The organism is Mycobacterium sp. NGS68 (assembly GCF_059812195.1).
Map to the genome: position 1 here is coordinate 182,003 of NZ_JCALCE010000001.1, position 17,195 is coordinate 199,197.

Below are 17,195 nucleotides of genomic sequence, written 5' to 3' on the forward strand. Positions count from 1 at the left end.
GCTACCTAGTCCTTGCCAATGGCCGCACTGCTCTATTTTTAGTAACAACCCGGCGATCCGCGCACCCAGGAGTATGACCATAGATCCCGACAGTGCTCACGTGCTCGACGCCACCGACCCCACCGACAAGGCGGTCCTGGACGAGCTGCGCGCCGATCCCGCCATCGAATTCCTCGACCACCGCGAGGAACAACTCGCGGAGCTGCGCGGGCTCCGGCCGGCGCCCGACCAGGAACTGCTCGCCGAACCAGGCCGGTGGGTGTACTACCCCTGGCGGCGGGTCGTGGTGGCGCTGCTGGGCCCGCGGGCATTTCGCGCGGTGCGGTTGGATCGCAACCGGAACGTGATCACCACCGCGGAGCAGAACCGGCTGGGCGCGCTGCGCATCGGCGTCGCCGGATTGAGCGTCGGGCACGTCATCGCGCACACCCTGGTCGCGCAGGGCATGTGCGGCGAGATTCGGCTGGCGGACTTCGACGGCCTCGAGCTGTCCAACCTCAACCGGGTGCCGGCGACCGTGCTCGACCTCGGGCTGAACAAGGCCGCCGTCGCCGCCCGCAGGATCGCCGAACTCGACCCGTACGTCCGAGTCCAGGTGTTCCACGCCGGGGTGACGATCGATACCGTCGACGACTTCCTCGACGGGCTGGACATCCTCGTCGAAGAGTGCGATTCGCTGGACATGAAGGCCGCCCTGCGCGAGGGCGCCCGGGCCCGGCGCATACCCGTGCTGATGGCCTCGAGCGACCGGGGAATGTTCGACGTGGAACGCTTCGACCTCGAGCCGCAGCGCCCGATTCTGCACGGCCTGCTCGGCGACCTGGACTTCGCCCAGCTCGCGGGGATGAGCAGCCGCGAGAAGGTCCCGTACATGCTGCGCTTCCTCGAACCCGACCAGTTCACCTCCCGCGCGGTCGCGTCCGTCGTCGAACTCGAACGCACGCTGTCGACCTGGCCGCAGGTGGCCGCGGATGTCGTCGTCGGAGCGCCCGCGGTCGCCGAGGCGGTACGCAGGCTCGGGCTGGGTGAAGACCTCCGTTCCGGCCGGACCCGCGCCGACGTCGGCCGGGCGCTCGATCAGATCGACGAGCCGAAGATGGCCCCGGACCACCCGATGACGCCCGCCGAGTACCCGGAGCCGACGCTGCCGGGCGTGCCGGGCATCATCACCGCCGCCGCGATCCGGGCGCCGTCCGCCTCCAACGCGCAGCCCTGGAGTGTGGAAGCCGGGCCGGGCGCCGTCACGATCCGGCTTGCACCCGAACACACCTCGACGCTCGACGTCGGTTTGCGGGCCAGCGCGGTCGCGGTCGGCGCGGCCCTGTTCAACGCCAAGGTGGCCGCCGCCGCGCACCGGGTTCTGGGTCCGGTGAGCCTGCGGGACGACGGGGGTGACGTGCCGTTGCAGGCGACGCTGCTCCTCGGTGACGGCGGTGACCCCGAACTCGACGCGCTGTATGAACCCATGCTGGCGCGCGAAACCAACCGCCGCGTCGGCACGTCGGGCGCGATCCCGGCGGACACTGTCGAGCTGTTGCACGCCGTCGTCGCGCGCGAGGGCGCGCATCTGCATCTCGTCACCGAGGCCGACGACATCATCGGGCTGGCAAAAATTTTTGCCGCCACCGACCGCACCCGCTACCTGACCCCGCAGCTACACGCGGAACTGGTCGCCGAGCTGCGCTGGCCGGACGACCCTTCTCCGGATACCGGCATCGACGTGCTCAGCCTCGAACTCGACCCGGGCGACCTCACCCTGATCGAGATCTTGAAACGCCCGGACGTGATGGCGCGCCTGGCCGAGTGGGACGCCGGAACGCTGCTCGGCCAGGACACCGCGCGTCGCGTCGCGGGCAGTTCCGCGCTGGCCGTCATCTCGGTTGCGGGCGGCGCTCTGGCCGACTACGCGCTCGGCGGGTCCGCGGCCGAGGCCGCATGGATCGTCGCGCAGCAGCGCGGGCTGGCCGTGCAACCCGTATCGCCGGTCTTCCTCTACGCCCGCGACGCCGAAGATCTCGCCGCGCTGTCGCGGCCCTTCGCCGACCAGCTGGGCAGGCTGCAGCGCGAGTTCGGTCGCCTGGTCCGCACGCCCGACGGTCACGTGCCGGTCCTGGTGCTGCGATTGGCCGCCAGCAAACCGGCGTCGGTGCGCAGCCGCCGTAGTCTGGATCGGATCCGGTTCGTGTAGCGCGGCACTACTTTCGGACAAGCCGCAACAGCAACTACCGTATTTGAATATGGCGGGTTCCCTGAACGATTTGGTGACCGAAGCGGCCGCTGAATTGATGGCGGCCACGGCGAGCAATGCCCCGGAGATCTGTCAGCGGGTGCTCGGCAACTTGGTTACCCACTTCGGCGTCGACTTCGGCGTATTGCGCCACAACGACCACGCGATCCGCGCGACGGTGCTATTCGCGGAATGGCCCCCGCGCGAGTACGTTCCCGACCCCGACCCGCTCGGCGTCATTTATTTCGCGGAGGCCGACTCGGTCTTCGCGCAGCTCGAACATCTCAAAGAGGCCGCCGTTTTGCGGCCCGAGGCCACCAACGCCGATTACCAGACCTACATCGAGGGGGCCACGGGCGTCCCGCAGAGCTCGCTCGCGGGCGTGCCCCTGCTGTCCGGTGACGTCACCACCGGCTCCCTGGGCTTCGTCAAGTTCGGCGACCGCGACTGGCAACCGGAGGAGCTCAGCGCCCTGCAGGCGATCGGGACGTTGTTCGCCCAGCTGCAGGCCCGCATCGTCGCCGAGGAGCAGGTCCGCTACCTCGCCGAGCATGACGACCTCACCGACCTGCTCAACCGCAGAGCGTTGATCGCGCACCTCGACCAGCGATTGGCCGAGGGCCAGCCCGGACCGGTCGCCGTGCTGTTCCTCGACCTGGATCGCTTCAAGGTCGTCAACGAACACCTCGGCCAGAACGCCGGGGACCAGTTCATCAAGGGCTTCGCCGAGCTGCTGCGCCGGGCCGCCGGCGCCTCCTCGGTCACGGCCCGCCTCGGCGGCGACGAGCTCATCGTCGTGCCGTCCGGGCCGATGGACGTCGAAAGCGCCGCGGCGTTCGCTCACCAGCTGCAGGCGCGGGTTCAGACGAAGATCGCGATCGACGGTGAAAGGTTCACCCGCTCAGCGAGTGTCGGGGTCGCCACCGGGGTGCCGGGGCGCGACAGCACGTCGGATCTGCTGCGCCGGGCAGATCAGGCCACCCGCTCGGCCAAGAGTTCCGGCGGCGCAAAGGTCGCGGCGTTCAGCCCAGAAATGTTCGAACGGGACACGATCCGCAACGACATCGAACTGTCTTTGGAGCGGACCAGCAACGGCGAAAACCGCGCGCTGGTGCTGCACTACCTGCCGGAGTTCGGCATGCGCACCGGCGAGATCCTGGGGACCGAGGCGCTGGTCCGCTGGCAACACCCGACTCGTGGCCTGCTCATGCCGGACTCCTTCGTCGGGGTGCTCGAATCGATCAACATGGCGGGCAAGCTAGGCCGCCTGGTAATGCGCTCGGCCTGTGCGCAATTCGGGCTCTGGCGCTCGCACGGGGTGGGACGCGATGCGGTGCTACGGGTCAACGTCTCGCCAATGCAGCTGGTCGCGAACAACATCGTCGAAACGGTCGCTTCGACCCTCGACGAGTTCGCCATCGACCCGAACGCGGTGTGTCTGGAGATCACCGAACGGGTCGTGGTCCAGGAGATCGACACCACGCGCCGAACGCTGAGCCGGCTCAAGGACATTGGCGTGCGCCTGGCGATCGACGACTTCGGTACCGGCTACAGCGCGCTGACATACCTCAAGTCCCTTCCGGTCGACACGCTCAAGATCGACCGGGCGTTCGTCCGCGATCTCGGCGCCGACACCCGCGACCAGGCGATCGTGCAGGCCATCGTCGCGTTGGCGCACGCACTCGGACTCGAGGTCGTGGCGGAGGGGGTCGAGACCCCCACCGCGGCCCGGACGCTGCTCGAATTGGGATGCGATCGCGCACAAGGATTTCTGCTTTCCCGGCCCGTGAACAGCAGCGCGATGGAGTCGCTGCTGGCCCAGGGCACCATACCGATGGACTTCGCCGCCGTGAGCGATACGGCTACTTAGGCCAACTCAAGCCCAACTCAGGTAGCCCAACTCAGCGGACGGGCTTCGGTTCCCCACTGGCGTCCCCACTGGCGGTGATATTCCTGCGTCAAATGCGTGGTCTCCGTGAGCATCTTGGCGACCTGTTGCGGCTCGGTGGCATGGTTCACGAAATCGCGCCGGTCCCACCACATCATCTTGGTCTGGTAGCGCTCGTCCGGGTAGGGCGCCGCCGGAATCGCCGCGACCACACCGCCGGACGACCGCCACTTGTTCAGCGCATACGCGGCGGCCGTGGCCATGCAGAACTGCACGTCGACCAACGCCGTCACGTGGGCGGCGCTGCGCGCCAGGGCGGCGGCGAGGCCGCGGTTCTGTGCCGCCTCGTCGATCACCCACGCCGACTTCATCTCCAGCACGCCGAACGGAATGCGGTCGTTGATCATGTCGCGCACCGCCTGCTGGGACGGCTGCCCCGCCCATTCGATCACGGCATGCGAGTCGTCGGCGGACTGCAGCGGTCCGATGCCCCGGACGCCGGCAATCATCCGCCCGTCGTGGTCGACCACCGCGAAGTACACCGTGGTGTCGTCTCCGCTGCGCAGCGCGTCGGAGTCCAGAGCGCACGCGACACCGTGCTTGCTGTAACTGCGGTGCGCGCCGGCCGCGTACTGTGCCCACAGCTCGGGGTCGGCCGAGGGCTGCGAGATCACCAGCGTGCAGTCGATGTCGGGGTCACGCCACCTCAGAGATTCCCGGAGGCGGAAGGCTTCGAAATGGAAGGTATCGAGCGAAACTGCGGTCATGGGCGTCCTTAGAACGTCGGGGCGCCGACTTTCAGTTTGGAAATTCGGCGCTTTTAGTACGGAAGGGATGGATTTCTACCCATCCACAAACCGTGTCCCCGCCGCATTCTTCAAGCCCTTCGTGTTCCCTTTCTTTTGCCGACATTTAAGACGCAAGGCAATGCAAATCGGCGAGGGACCGCGGGTAATTCTATTACAAATCGTGATGCAGCCCACTTTTTGCACCCATAACGCGCATTTACATACGCCGCGCGCGGCCGTAGAGCATTTTGCTGGCGACCCCGGGCGACCGACTTTCTGCCGCCGAACGCGCGCATTCGCACGGGATACCCCGGGGCCCGACGCCCGTCGCGCGCGGCCTCACCCGCCCGGCGGAAGACCCGACCGACGCTCAAAACTCTATGGGGACATGCTTTTCCGCGCACGCGTCGCGCACCGCGGCGACGATGTCCTGGGTCCGCAGCGCCTGCAGATCGTCGAGCGTCACCGAGCCCTTGTCGCTGCGGTGCTGGGCGGCCACCCGCGAATCCCGCAACCGCTCGGCCCGCTCGACCACATTGCGGGCGAAACGGCCGTTGTGCATGACGTCCACGCCGTGACTGCCGTCGTCGGCGCGGTACGCGTGCAGCGCCGAGCACGCGGCTCGCAGCGCGTCGCGGGCGTCGGCCTCCAGCACGGTGGCCCGCGGCCCGCCATAGCGGACGGCGATCTCGACCAGCTCGTCGGGCGCGTAGGACTCGAACCGCAGCTTGCGGTTGAAGCGGCCGGCCAGGCCGGGGTTGACGGTGAGGAATTCGTCGACTTCCTTCTCGTACCCCGCGCCGATAAAGCAGAAGTCGAAGCGATGCACCTCGAGCGCCACCAACAGCTGGTTGACCGCCTCCATGCCGATCATGTCCGGACGGCCGTCCTGGTGGCGCTCGACCAGCGAGTAGAACTCGTCCATGAACAGGATGCGGCCCAGCGAGCGGCTGATCAGCGCGTTGGTCTTGGGACCCGAGGCGCCGATGTGCTCCCCGCAGAAGTCGGCCCGCTTCACCTCGACGATCTCCGGGTGGCGCACGATGCCCAGGCCGGCGTAGATCTTGCCCAGCGCCTCCGCGGTGGTGGTCTTGCCGGTTCCCGGCGGACCCACCAGCAACATGTGATTGGTCTGATTGGCCACCGGCAGCCCGGCCGCCAGGCGCAGCGCGCGGACCTCGATCTGGTCCTCCAGTTCGGCCACCGCCCGCTTGACGTCGGCCAGCCCGACCTGGTTGTCGAGCAGCGCGCGGCCCTCCGCGAGCAGCTGGCCGCGCCGCTCTTCGTGCTCCTCCTCACGGCGCTGCTGCTCGGACCGTTCAGTGCTGGCATCCCACTTGTCCGTGCGGGTGCTGATGGAGCGCTCGTCGGTGATCACCAAGTGCACCGAGGGGTCGGCCAGCGCGCGCTTGGCCGACTCGAGCAGGGCCCCGTTGATCGTCGCCCGCGACAGCCAGATCTGCGCCTCGTGCTCCTCGTCGAGTTGGCGGTGCGCCATGCCCCGGACGTAGGCCAGGTCCGCGGCGATCATCGGGAAGTCGGTGGGGTCGATCGCGGTGATCGCGGTTTCGGCGTGCCGACGACGGGGGTCGATCGGCCCCGCGTGCAGTTCGACGCGGTCCGTCCAGTCCAACGCAACCCGCGACTGGCCGAGATGAGCCGCGGCGCGCGCCGCGAGGGCGCAGGTGGCCGCGGTGACGGCCGCCATGATGATCGCCTGCGGCGGCAGGACGGTAGCCGCCACCGCGATGACGTCCGGCCAGCGCTGGCTGGCGAACATCAGGTAAGCCCTGATGTACTGCTGCCACTGGTGGTTCTCCCAGGTGTCCAGCAGCGCCGGATCCGCCAGCAACGCCTCGGCCTTCGCGTACTGCCGGTCGTCGACGAGCGCGCTGGCCAGGGCCAGGCCGGCATGCGATGCCTCCGTCACCGAAATCGACAGATACGGGCCGGCCTTGATCGGCGCCGACAACCGCACCCCGAGCCGGTTGGTCTCCCGGTGCAGCCGGGCGCCGTACCGGTACAGCTGCTCGACCGTCGGCAACGTCTCGTCGCCGGCGGCGATCCGGCCGAGCCAGGCGTCGGCCATCGACGGATCGATCTCGGTGGCCTCGGCGAAGCGCGCCCCGGCGCCGACGGGGTCGCCGTCCAGCAGCGCCATCCCCTGGTCGAATCGCTTGCGCGCGGCGGCGGTGGTGGTGGTGCTGCCGGTCATGGCGTCTCCACCGGCTCCAGCACGTCGAGCAGTTCCGGCTCGGCGGCGCGCAACACGGTCGGCTCGGCGGACACGTAGCGGTTCTCGGCGCGGAACAGTTCCACCTCGACGGTGTGCGTCTGGCCGGCGGCCGTCACCTCCACCGTCGCCGCGCCGGTCTGGGTGATCAGCACGTCGGCGTGGCCGCGGGACGGCTCGCCCGGCTCCCCGACCGAGATCAGGGTGTTCGGCCGCGGCGCGGGGGTCAGCGTGCCGTCCACGACGCTGACCGTGGTGCCGGGCACCGGCTTGGGCTGATCGACCACGGCGATGTCGGGCATCCGAACGCTGTTCCACCGCTGGGTGTTTCGGGTGTGCACGGTGATGCGCTCGCCGGCCCCGGCCAGGCGGATCACGATCCGTTTGGCCAGCGCATCCTCGGCGGCGATGTGCACCCGGCTGAACTCGCCCGCGTCATCCAGCGGCAGCATCATCCGGTTGCCGCCGTCGACCTTGCCCAGCAGCACGCCCGACGGACCGACGGGGACGACAAGCGGACCGCGCAGCGCGCCGCGGCGAATGCCGCGCAGCGACGGCATCGGACCGCACAGGTTGGCCGCGATCGCCGGCGCCTGCTCGCCCGGCAGGGTCCTCAGCATCGTGCTCGGCGGCGCCGTCGGCGGCTGCGCGCTGCGCACGGTGACCGTCGCGCTGGCCGTGCCGTCGCCGAAAAGCGTGACGTTCTGCACGATCCCGTCGGCGCGCATCGACCAGGCCTGCGCCAGCTTGTCGGCGCTGACGTCGGCGGGCCGGTACCAATAGGTCGTCAGCCACCCGTTGCCTCCGCGCACCGAGCGCCATCGCCGGTTGGGCACGTCCAGCGCGGACCGGCCCAGCCGTCGTTCCAGCTCGACGATGTCGGTCGCGGTCGCGACCTTCGCGCGGATGCCACGTTGCCGCAGCGCGGCGCTGACCCGCTGCGCCGCGGCCAGCGTCGCGGCACCCGCCGACGTGCGCCACTGCAGCGCTTCGACGTTGTCGAGGACGGCGACGCGCACGATGAGCCAGGTCTCGCGCTGCCCGGCGTACGGCGGCGTGCCGATCAGGGTGTCGTAGACGCGCGGGTAGTCGCCGATGCTGCGCCGCCGGGCGCCGGCGCTGACCACGCTCAGCGAATCGATGTTCAGGCCCAGGCTTTGGTGCAGTAGCGGCAGCAGCTCCCCGATGTCGAACGCGTTGTCGGTGTGCGTCGCGGTCGACCCGGTGAACAGCGTCGGCAGGTGCGCCCTGCCCAGCAGTTGCACCGCGACCGCCGCGATACCGTCGGTGTATCGGACCCCTCCCCCTGCGCGGTCGTTCACGACGGTCAGCGGTTCGGCCCACTCGACCGCCCGATGGCGGCGCCACCATACGCCCAGCCACTCCCACAGCGGCAGGCCACGCCAGCGCACCACCCCGACGGCGGCGCCGAACACCAATCCGGTTGCGGCACCGGCGTATCCGCCGACCGCCCAGCCGAACAGGACGCAGCCGAAGACGCCGACGATGATCGTCAGCCTCGTCGCGGCCGTCATCGTTCCCGCCGGGCCCGCGTGACCAGCGCTGCCACCGCGATCATTGCGGCGACCACGCCGGCGAATACCAGTGCCACGGTGCGGGCGCGGTGATCCGGTGCGGGCGGCGGCGGGGCGGGCCGGATGAGCCGGCTCGCCGCGCCCGGCGGAAGCCGTTCTCCCGCAGGCACATCGAAGGTCAGCGCGGCCACCGGGTCGACGACGCCGTACCCCACCTGGTTGTCGACCCCGCGCGGCGGATTGTGCGCCGTCTGCAGGATCCGGTTGACGATCTGGTGCGCGGACAGCGTCGGAAACTTGGCCCGCACCAACGCGACGACCCCACTGACATACGCCGCCGAGAAACTCGTGCCCCAGATCGGCATGTTCTTCTCGCCCGGGTGAATCGGCGGGTACGCGTTGACGGGTCCGCCCGTTTCCGGTGACAGCCCGAGGATGCCGACACCGGGCGCCGCCACCCCCACCCACGGCCCGGCCAGGCTCTTGCTCACCGGTGCGCCCGTGTTGTCGACGGCGCCCACCGACAACACGTAGTCGGAGAACCACGACGGCGACGACACGGTCTTGACCTGGTGCCAGTCGCGCGGATCCGACGCGTTAAGCGGGTCGTACGAGGGGTTTTGGGCGCAGTTGTCCTCGCTGTCGTTGCCCGCCGCCGCGACCACCACCGCGTCTTTGACGACGGCGGCGTACCAGACGGCGGCGCCGATGGCCCCCTGATCCAGCGGGTCGGCGGCCGACACGCACGCGGTGACGCTGACGTTGATCACCTTGGCGCCCATGTTGGCGGCGTGCACGATGGCGCTGGCGAGCGACGCGATGGTGCCCGCCTTCCGCCGCCCTTCCATGTTGCCCGGCACGGGGTTGACCGGTTCGAACGCCCGCGAGGACTGGCGCACGGAGATGACCACCGCGTGCGGCGCGACGCCGGCGACGCCGTCGGGGGCACCCGCCGCCGGCGGCGGCACCTCGGGATTGTCGGGGTGTTCGGTGCCGGGCTCCCCCGGGCCGTTCGACGGCGCGTCCGGCGGGGGCGGCGGCGGGGCCGACACGGTTTGGGTGATCGTGACCGGCGCCGGCGGCGGCGACGGCGCGGGCGGCGGGGGCGGACCGCCCGGCGGTGGCGCACCCGCGTCGGCCGCCGGCGGGCCCGCGGGCGGCGGGAACGCCGGCGCGGCCGGCATCCGGGCGGGCATCGGCATGCCCTGCGGCGCCGCACCGATCAGCGACGCCACGATGGTGCCGTGGGCGTCGCAGTCGGTCAGACCGTCGCCGCCGGTGATGTAGTCGCCGCCCGCCACCACCGGCAGTCGGCGGCTGGGGTTGACGCCGGTGTCGATGACGGCCACCGGCACCCCGTTGCCGGTGGAGTACTGCCAGGCCTTGCTGATGTTCAGCATGGTGAACCCGGGCGCGGTCACGGCGACGTTGGGATCGGCGACGGTGATCGTGCGCGCGCAGGCGAAGCTCTGCCGCATCGGCTGGTCGGGTCCGGGCTTGCCGTCCGGCGGTACCCGGGCAGGGTCGACGCTCGGCGGCGGCACCGCCTGCGCCACGGGAACGCCGGCGGGCGGCATCGCCAGCAGCCCGGCGAGCGCCAGCGCCGCGACCCGCCGCACCGTCGCGCGCGGCTCCTGTGCCGTCCGCGTCATCGCATGCGCACCCAGGTGAACAAGCCGCCGATCCACGCGGCCAGCGGCAGGGCCGCGATGATCGCCGCGATCTCCACCCACTCGGCGGTCATCCGCACCAGCGGGGTGAACCTGGTGACCGGCACCAACAGCGCGGCCAGCAGGCCGGCGCCGCCGAAGCCGGCCAGAACCAGCGCGCCCCACAGCACCGATTGGGCCGAACCGGATTCGTGCACAACATATTTGACGACGCCGACGCACACCGCGGCGGCGGCACCGCAGACCAGGGCCACGGCTTGGCGCTTGTCGGCGAAGGCCCTGCCCCGGCTGATGAAGATCAGCACGAACAGCCCGGCAAGCACGGCCGCCTGCGCGCCGCGATCGCGGCCCGGCATCAGGGTCGCCCAGACCGCCGCCGGCAGCGCCAAACCCGCGCCGACGCAAATTCCGGTCAACACGTTGTTGGCGCGTACCGCCGCCGCCGCGATCTGGGAGCCGCGCGGGGTGGTGTCCGGATTGGCTTCCTCCTCGGCGCCTTCGGCATCGTCGGTCACCGGAGCCACCACATCCGGGGGCTGGCCGGCGCCGCGACGGAACAGGTCGCGTCCGGTGATGGAGCCGAAGTACGGGGGCCGGATCCGCGCGACCCACAGCGCAATCGTCGGCGCCGTCGTGAGAACCAGCAGCAGCGCGACCAGTGTGCACATCCCCAGCCACTGGGCCGGAATCGGGTGCCACATCCGCGCCGCCGCGACGGCGCCGGAGAGGCCGCACAGCGTCACCGCGGTCGCCGCCGCGTAGGTGTGGCGGCCCGTCACTGCGGCGAGCCCGCAGGTCAGCACCGCGCCGGCCAGGGCCGCGATGAACAGGTGCGCGGACCCGAGGGCGCCGGGCGCGCCGCCGGCCAGACAGACCACCAGCAGTGGCAGCGCGAGCCAGCCGAGCCCGTCGACCATGTCGGTGCGCCGCGGCCACCACCGCCGCACCGCGGCCGCCCCGCCGGCGACCAACACCCCGGCGCCGCCGGTCACCAGGCTCGGCATCAGGGCGTCGCCCGCCGTGCGCTGACGCACGGCCAACGCCAGCACCGTCGCCAATACCATCGCGACGATGAAAAGCGCCGTGTGCGAGGCGGTCTGGACGGTGACCGGCTCGAACAGCTTCTTGCCGACCCGGGCCAGTCCGGTGGACAACGACTCGTACTGCGGTTCGAACGACTCACCCTCGACGGCCGGGACCAGGGTGAGCGTGGCGCCGTCCTCGACGCCGAGCTCGTCGAGCGTCTTGGTGACGTCCAGCCGCACCCCGTTGGCCTTGTGCAGTTCGTATCCCACGCCGGCCTGCAGCCCACCGAACCCGCGGCGCTTGAGTTCGTCGTTGAGCAGTTCGACGATGTCGTCGATGAACACCTCGATCGGCACGGACGCCGGATACACCTGCGAGAGCAGATGCTCGCCGCAGACGACCGCTACCGCACAGCGAGCCGGAAAAGAGACCTTACCCACCGCGCCTGCCACTGGTGGCATTAGCGCGGCCTGTCGGCATCTGGAATGTATTTGTCAGCCAATGCCGCGGTGATCTCGAATATCCGCAGTCGGGTGTTTTTCTTCAGCTCATGCCGGGTGTCAATTATGCCGCCCTTCGCGAGATACGGGTCGTACGGCATGAATTCGACGGTCGCGCCCGATTGTCCGTAACGCTCGGTGAGGTAGGCGCGCGCATCCTGGTCGTATTTATTGCGGCTGTCGTTCAGGATGACCATGCTGCGGGATACCAATTCGTGGTACCCCAGCGACCGCAGCAGGTCGATCGAGCGGGTCACGGGCAGCGACGTGTCGGCGGTCAGGCCGGACACGAAGACCAGCGTGTCGCAGGCGTCGAGCACCGCCTTCATCACCGGGTGCTCGAGGTCGTCGGAAGTGTCGACCACGATCACCGTGTGCGTGCGGCGCAGGCGCGACAGCACCCCGGTGAACATCGACGGCACCAACGGCCGCGGCTGGTCCGACGCGCGGTTGCCGGCCAGCACGTCCAGCCCGACGCTGTTCTGCCCCAAGTGTTCTCGGATGTCCGCGTAGCCCTGCACGTCCGTGTCGTTGAGGACGGCCGCGTAGTCACCCGGCGGGGACTCGTCGATGCGGCCGGCCAATGTGCCGAACCCCGGCGCCGCATCCACGGCCACCACATTCTCGGGCCGGCACTCGCGGAACACCGCGCCGATGCACGCCGTCATCGTGGTCTTCCCGACGCCACCCTTGCCGGAGACCACCCCGATCACGTACTGCTTGCGGATGTGCCTCCGGATCCGTTCCTGCAATTCGCGGTAATGGCATTCGGCGGGTGATTCGCCGAAGTTGACGGACTGAAATGACAGGCGATAAAGGAATTTCCGCCATCCCGAGCCGGGCGGGATTTTGCGCGGCGCAACCATATCCGAGATGCGCAGCGTTCCCGACACGGAATCGGGGCGTTGATAGCGCATGGCCGGGCCACCGTGCTCTGCAGAGTTGGATGACGTCGTCCACGGACTTGTCACGATGCCGCTACTGACATTTGTGCGAACCTCTCGACTACACGACTTTGCGGTATGAATACCAGTCCCGATCGGCCGGCAGGCGCCGAACCAATTCATTGAGGGCGGCGGCGACGTTGCTTTTGCTGCCCGGGGCGACGATCATCCATTTCTTCCCACCCGAATGCGCGTGCTCGACGACCAGCCGTCCTTCCGGCGTATCGATGACGGTCACCACGCTCGGCTCCACATGGGAGCGCGTCGGCCGGCCCGTGTCCACCCCCGACTGGATCGCGACGATCGAGGCCTGCTCCGAACGGTCCGGGTCGGCCGCCAGCTCCAGCATCCGCACCTGATCGGCCTCCAGCCGTTGGCTGCTCAGGAAGGCGCGCAGCGCATCCCGGCTGGTCGCGGCGGTGTGCAGGGCGTCCGCGTCGAGCGTGACGGGTCGCAGGGACGCCGGTTCGTTGGTGCCGCACAACCGCTCGATCTGCGCGGCCAGCGTGGCACCCGCCGCGCCTTCCGTGCTGGATGTACCCGCCCCGCTGATCCGCACCAGGTCCTCCGACCGCTCTATCGCCACCCACCACTGCGCGAACCTGGCGAGCAGGACCTGCGTGGGTGTCCCCTCGCCGGGCATGCCGAACTGCATGAGCAGCGCGATGTCCCGACGGGACAGCACCGTCAGCCACTCCACGACGGTGGAGTCGACGTTGTCGGCGGCATCCAGGACGCCGACGGCCCTGAGCTCGGCCGTCACCGGGTGCTCCAGTGCCAGCCGCCTCGGCTCCACGCTGGGCAGATGCGGCCGCAGGCGCAGTTCGGGGGCGACGACTTCAATGCCCGTGAGCACTTGCAGGGCCCACAGACCGTCGAGGGAGGTGGTTAACACGCGTTGTCCAAACCAAGGTGTCCAAATCGAGCCACATCGAGCCACGGGGGCGCACGCGTCCGCGTGCACCCCCGCTTAGCTCGCTCGTGCGGTTTAGGTGAAGAAGCTCTGCACGCTGGCGTCGGTCGCGTGCGCGCTGGCCATCGTGTTGTTCACCACCTGGTGGTGCTGGGTGATGTGCTGGGCGAGGTTCTCCAGGCCATCCAGCATCTGCCGCTGCGCGTCGAAATAGGCCGTCGCGCCTTTGCCCAGGAAATAGTCGGCCAGCGCCTGGGTGCGCTGCTGGATGTCCTGATGGATTTCCATCAGGTGCGCCGCCCGCGCCGCGGTATCGGCGGAAAAGCCTTCGACGACCGGAAAGTTGTAGACGATTTCATTCGCGCTCAATGTCCCTGCTCCTTAGGTGACGTTGGTCAAATCGGGTTCGTTGGACGCTGCTAGGCCGAGACCGCGCCGAACAGGCTCTGCATGCCGTGGGCGGCGTCGTCCTCGTGGTGCTCGAACAGCGTCGCGGTTTTGCCGAGGCCGACGGCCAGCCGCTGCCCGCCGGTGATGGTCTGGGTGAGGTCGTGGTGGATCTGGGCCGCCGTGGCGAGCGAGGCGGTGCTCGCCTGGCCGCTCCACGAGGAGACGTTGACGACGTCCTCGTGGCCGTGCAGATAGTCGTTCGCGATCGTCGACGCGGTCTGCAACGCGGACTCGATGTGCTGCTGAGTGGTCCGCAGCAGTTCCGTGAACGCCTTCGTGGTACCGCCCTCTGTCATGTGCTTCTCCTCGATTTTTAAGCTCCCGAGCTGGGGAATTAGTCGAACCTAGACCGGCTGTCGCAAGCTGTCACTTCACCGTCTGCGGGCGGCGTTACCAGCGCGAAACGGGTGGTTTAGTGGACACCAGAATTCGTCACGTGTCAAACGATGGCGGGTCCCCCGTCGTGCGGCTGGAATTCTCCCGTGACGCGTGGGACTCGTGAGGCCATGCGACGCCGCGGCGAGAGTCCCCAAATTCGGGCCCCGCCAGCCGGCGCGCGACGAGACTTACACCAGGGCGCCGTTACCCGGCGTGTCGTCGCCGACGTTTAAGTGTCGCGGGGACCGCCCGCCGGGCAGCGCCCCGCTCTTAGTCCCCCGTGCGGGTGAACGCCTGGTCGAACGGGCTCTCGCACGTCGACCCCACCCCCGAGGCCAGGCGACGCCGTGGCGAGAGTCCCCAAATTCGGGCCCCGCCAGCCGGCGTGCGACGAGACTTAAACCAGGGCGCCGTTACCCGGCGTGTCGTCGCCGACGTTTAAGTGTCGCGGGGACCGCCCGCCGGGCAGCGCCCCGCTCTTAGTCCCCCGTGCGGGTAAACGTCTGGTCGAACGCCTGGCTCTTGCACTTCGACCCGACACCCGACGCCACGTCGTCGTAGCCGTGCCCGGTGAGCGACGGGATCGGGTTCAGCACCGGCTGGGGCAGCGGCAGCGTGGCGGTGAAGGTGACGTGGTTGGTGCCGCCCGACGAGCAGGTGGTGTCGAACTCCTCGTTGCGGGTCCACGCGCCGTTGGCGAACACGAATACCTCGCCCGAGCCGGCCTTGGGGTCGTAGAAGTGGCTGATGCAGCGGTCGCCGGCGCGCAGGCAATCGGTGCGCACGGCGTAGTGCAGGGGGTCGTTGCGGTGACCGTTCGCGAAGGTGGCGACGGCGTCGTAGCTGCCGTAGAGCCCGATCGCCGGCGATACCACCCGGGCCGGCACCGTCGCCGGGTCGGGCAGCAGGGCCAGATCGGTGTCGCCGGTGCGGGTCAGGGTCACGGTCCGCTTGTTGGCGCACCCGTTGTTGGTGATTTGAGTGATCTCACCGGACATGCCGGCGCCCGGTTGCGGCGACAGCAAGATCACGTTCCATGCCTCGTCGTCCTCGCGGTTGCGGCACTTGCGCCGCGAGTTGCTGACGGCCAGCCAGCGGTCGCCGACCTGGTCGAACACCTGCTCCTTGACGGGAAACTCGCCGCCGATCGCCGCGGTGGCCACGCAGCCGTTGGCGCCGCACGCCGACCGCAGCCGCCACGTCTCCGAGGCGCCCGACGGTTCCGGATCGGCCCCGTTGAGCGCGGTCTTGGGGCCCAGGTCCGCGGTGAACGTTCCGGTGAACGGGCCGGTGTTGGCCAGCGCCGACGGCGTCGTGCTGGTGGAGGCCCCGGGTGCGGGTGTGCCGTCGTCCTTGAACACAAAGACCGCGGCGACAACGACCGCAATCCCCACCGCGGCCGCCAGGGCCCCGAGTACGGCGTTGCGGCCGGTGCGGGACTTCTTGGCCGCGGGCGGGCCGGGCACCGGCGGGGCCGGGACCTGCGGACTAGTCGGCGGCGCGGCCGGGCGGAACGGGATCTGCCGGAACTGGGTGAGGTCGGCGGGCAACGAACCGCTGGGCGGCGGCACGGGTCCCGTCGGGAAGTCCGGCACGTTCAGCCCTGCCAGCGACCGTTGCTGGGTGTCGGCCGTCGACGACGGGCCCCCCGGCGGCGCGGGGCGCGGCGGGGGCGAGCCGTAGACCGGCGGGGCGGGCCGCCTGACGGGGTATTGCGGCGGCCGGCCGCGATAGGGCGGCGGGGGCCGTCGGCGGTGGTCTTTCGAGTACGGGAAAGTCGGGGCGCGGGTCACGGCCTGCCGGGCGGCCTGCGCCATCTCGCGAGTGGTCGCGAAGCGTTCCGCGGGGTTCTTGGCCATCCCGCGGGCGATGACGGCGTCCAGGGCGGGGGGCACGTCGGCGTGCCGTGCGGACGGGCGTGGCGGGAGCTCGACGAGGTGGCCGCCGATCTGCTGCTCCAGGCTCTCGCCGCCGAAAGGCTGTCTGCCGGTGAGGCATTCGTACAGCACGCAGGCCAGCGAGTAGATGTCGGCGCGGGCGTCGGTGTGTTCGGCGGTGATGCGTTCGGGCGCCATGTACGCCCAGGTGCCGACGACGCGCGAGGTGTCCGTCAGGCCCTTCTGGCCGGCCGCGCGGGCGAGGCCGAAGTCGATCAGGTAGGCGAAGTCGTCGTCGGTGACCAGGATGTTGGACGGCTTGACGTCGCGGTGCACCAGGTTCACCCGGTGTGCGGCGTGCAGCGCCGAGGCGACCTGATCGATGAGCCCTACCGCGCGCACCGCGTCGATGCGCCCACCGCCCAGGATGCCGTTCAGGTCGCGGCCTTGGATGAGCCGCATCGTGACGAACAGGCGGCCGTCGATCTCGCCGAAGTCGTGGATGGGCACCACATGCGGCTCGTCGAGACCCGCGGCGGACTTGGCTTCCCGCCGGAACCGCTCCTGGAACACGGCGTCGTGGGCGAACTGCATCGGCAGGACTTTCAGGGCCACCACGCGTTCGGTGACGGTGTCGAATGCCCGCCACACCTCGCCCATGCCGCCGCGGCCCAGCAGCTCCAGCAACCGATAGCGCCCGAACGGCGTTCCGCCTTCCAACGCCCCTCCATGACCCGGTCGCCCAACCCCTTAGCTGGAACGATAA

At 69.7% G+C, this 17,195-nt stretch carries 12 protein-coding genes; 2 read left to right on the forward strand and 10 right to left on the reverse strand.

The window, feature by feature from the left end:
- The first annotated feature begins 73 nt into the window (after window positions 1-73).
- Both AC5Y5V_RS00785 and AC5Y5V_RS00790 read left to right on the forward strand, forming a co-directional pair.
- Window positions 74-2,188 carry an Rv1355c family protein gene (locus AC5Y5V_RS00785; protein WP_499930579.1) on the forward strand — a complete coding sequence of 705 codons (2,115 nt, stop codon included), beginning with the start codon at window positions 74-76 and terminating at the stop codon, window positions 2,186-2,188.
- A 49-nt stretch (window positions 2,189-2,237) separates the two neighbouring features.
- A complete protein-coding gene (locus tag AC5Y5V_RS00790; RefSeq protein WP_499930581.1) occupies window positions 2,238-4,097 on the forward strand; it encodes a bifunctional diguanylate cyclase/phosphodiesterase in 1,860 nt (619 codons plus the stop codon).
- Window positions 4,098-4,114: 17 nt separating this feature from the next.
- On the opposite strand, the gene AC5Y5V_RS00795 is transcribed toward AC5Y5V_RS00790, so the two are convergent.
- The 10 genes from AC5Y5V_RS00795 to AC5Y5V_RS00840 form a co-directional block, all read right to left on the reverse strand.
- Entirely contained in the window at window positions 4,115-4,882 is a 768-nt protein-coding gene (locus AC5Y5V_RS00795; protein ID WP_499930583.1) for a hypothetical protein, read from the reverse strand.
- A gap of 391 nt (window positions 4,883-5,273) precedes the next feature.
- Window positions 5,274-7,118, reverse strand: a complete 1,845-nt coding sequence (gene eccA / locus AC5Y5V_RS00800) for a type VII secretion AAA-ATPase EccA (RefSeq protein ID WP_499930585.1) — start codon at window positions 7,116-7,118, stop codon at window positions 5,274-5,276.
- Complete coding sequence (gene eccE, locus AC5Y5V_RS00805) at window positions 7,115-8,671, reverse strand: type VII secretion protein EccE (protein ID WP_499930587.1); 1,557 nt, start codon at window positions 8,669-8,671, stop codon at window positions 7,115-7,117. Before eccE ends, eccA begins: the two co-directional genes overlap by 4 nt.
- The gene (locus tag AC5Y5V_RS00810; protein WP_499930589.1) at window positions 8,668-10,323 is read right to left on the reverse strand and encodes a S8 family serine peptidase; all 1,656 of its coding nucleotides are present in this window, start codon (window positions 10,321-10,323) and stop codon (window positions 8,668-8,670) included. The genes eccE and AC5Y5V_RS00810 overlap by 4 nt, the downstream gene beginning before the upstream one ends.
- Window positions 10,320-11,828, reverse strand: a complete 1,509-nt coding sequence (gene eccD, locus AC5Y5V_RS00815) for a type VII secretion integral membrane protein EccD (RefSeq protein WP_499930591.1) — start codon at window positions 11,826-11,828, stop codon at window positions 10,320-10,322. Before eccD ends, AC5Y5V_RS00810 begins: the two co-directional genes overlap by 4 nt.
- A complete protein-coding gene (locus tag AC5Y5V_RS00820) occupies window positions 11,828-12,784 on the reverse strand; it encodes a MinD/ParA family ATP-binding protein (RefSeq protein ID WP_499930593.1) in 957 nt (318 codons plus the stop codon). Before AC5Y5V_RS00820 ends, eccD begins: the two co-directional genes overlap by 1 nt.
- Window positions 12,785-12,872: 88 nt before the next feature.
- The gene (locus AC5Y5V_RS00825; protein ID WP_499930594.1) at window positions 12,873-13,706 is read right to left on the reverse strand and encodes an ESX secretion-associated protein EspG; all 834 of its coding nucleotides are present in this window, start codon (window positions 13,704-13,706) and stop codon (window positions 12,873-12,875) included.
- Between the two features lie 93 nt (window positions 13,707-13,799).
- Window positions 13,800-14,093: a WXG100 family type VII secretion target gene (locus AC5Y5V_RS00830; RefSeq protein ID WP_499930595.1), complete on the reverse strand. Its 294-nt coding sequence runs from the start codon at window positions 14,091-14,093 to the stop codon at window positions 13,800-13,802.
- Window positions 14,094-14,143: 50 nt separating this feature from the next.
- Window positions 14,144-14,470, reverse strand: coding sequence for a WXG100 family type VII secretion target (locus tag AC5Y5V_RS00835; protein ID WP_499930596.1), 327 nt, complete (start codon window positions 14,468-14,470; stop codon window positions 14,144-14,146).
- Window positions 14,471-15,031: 561 nt separating this feature from the next.
- Window positions 15,032-17,149, reverse strand: coding sequence for a serine/threonine-protein kinase (locus AC5Y5V_RS00840; protein WP_499930597.1), 2,118 nt, complete (start codon window positions 17,147-17,149; stop codon window positions 15,032-15,034).
- Between the last annotated feature and the right edge of the window lie 46 nt (window positions 17,150-17,195).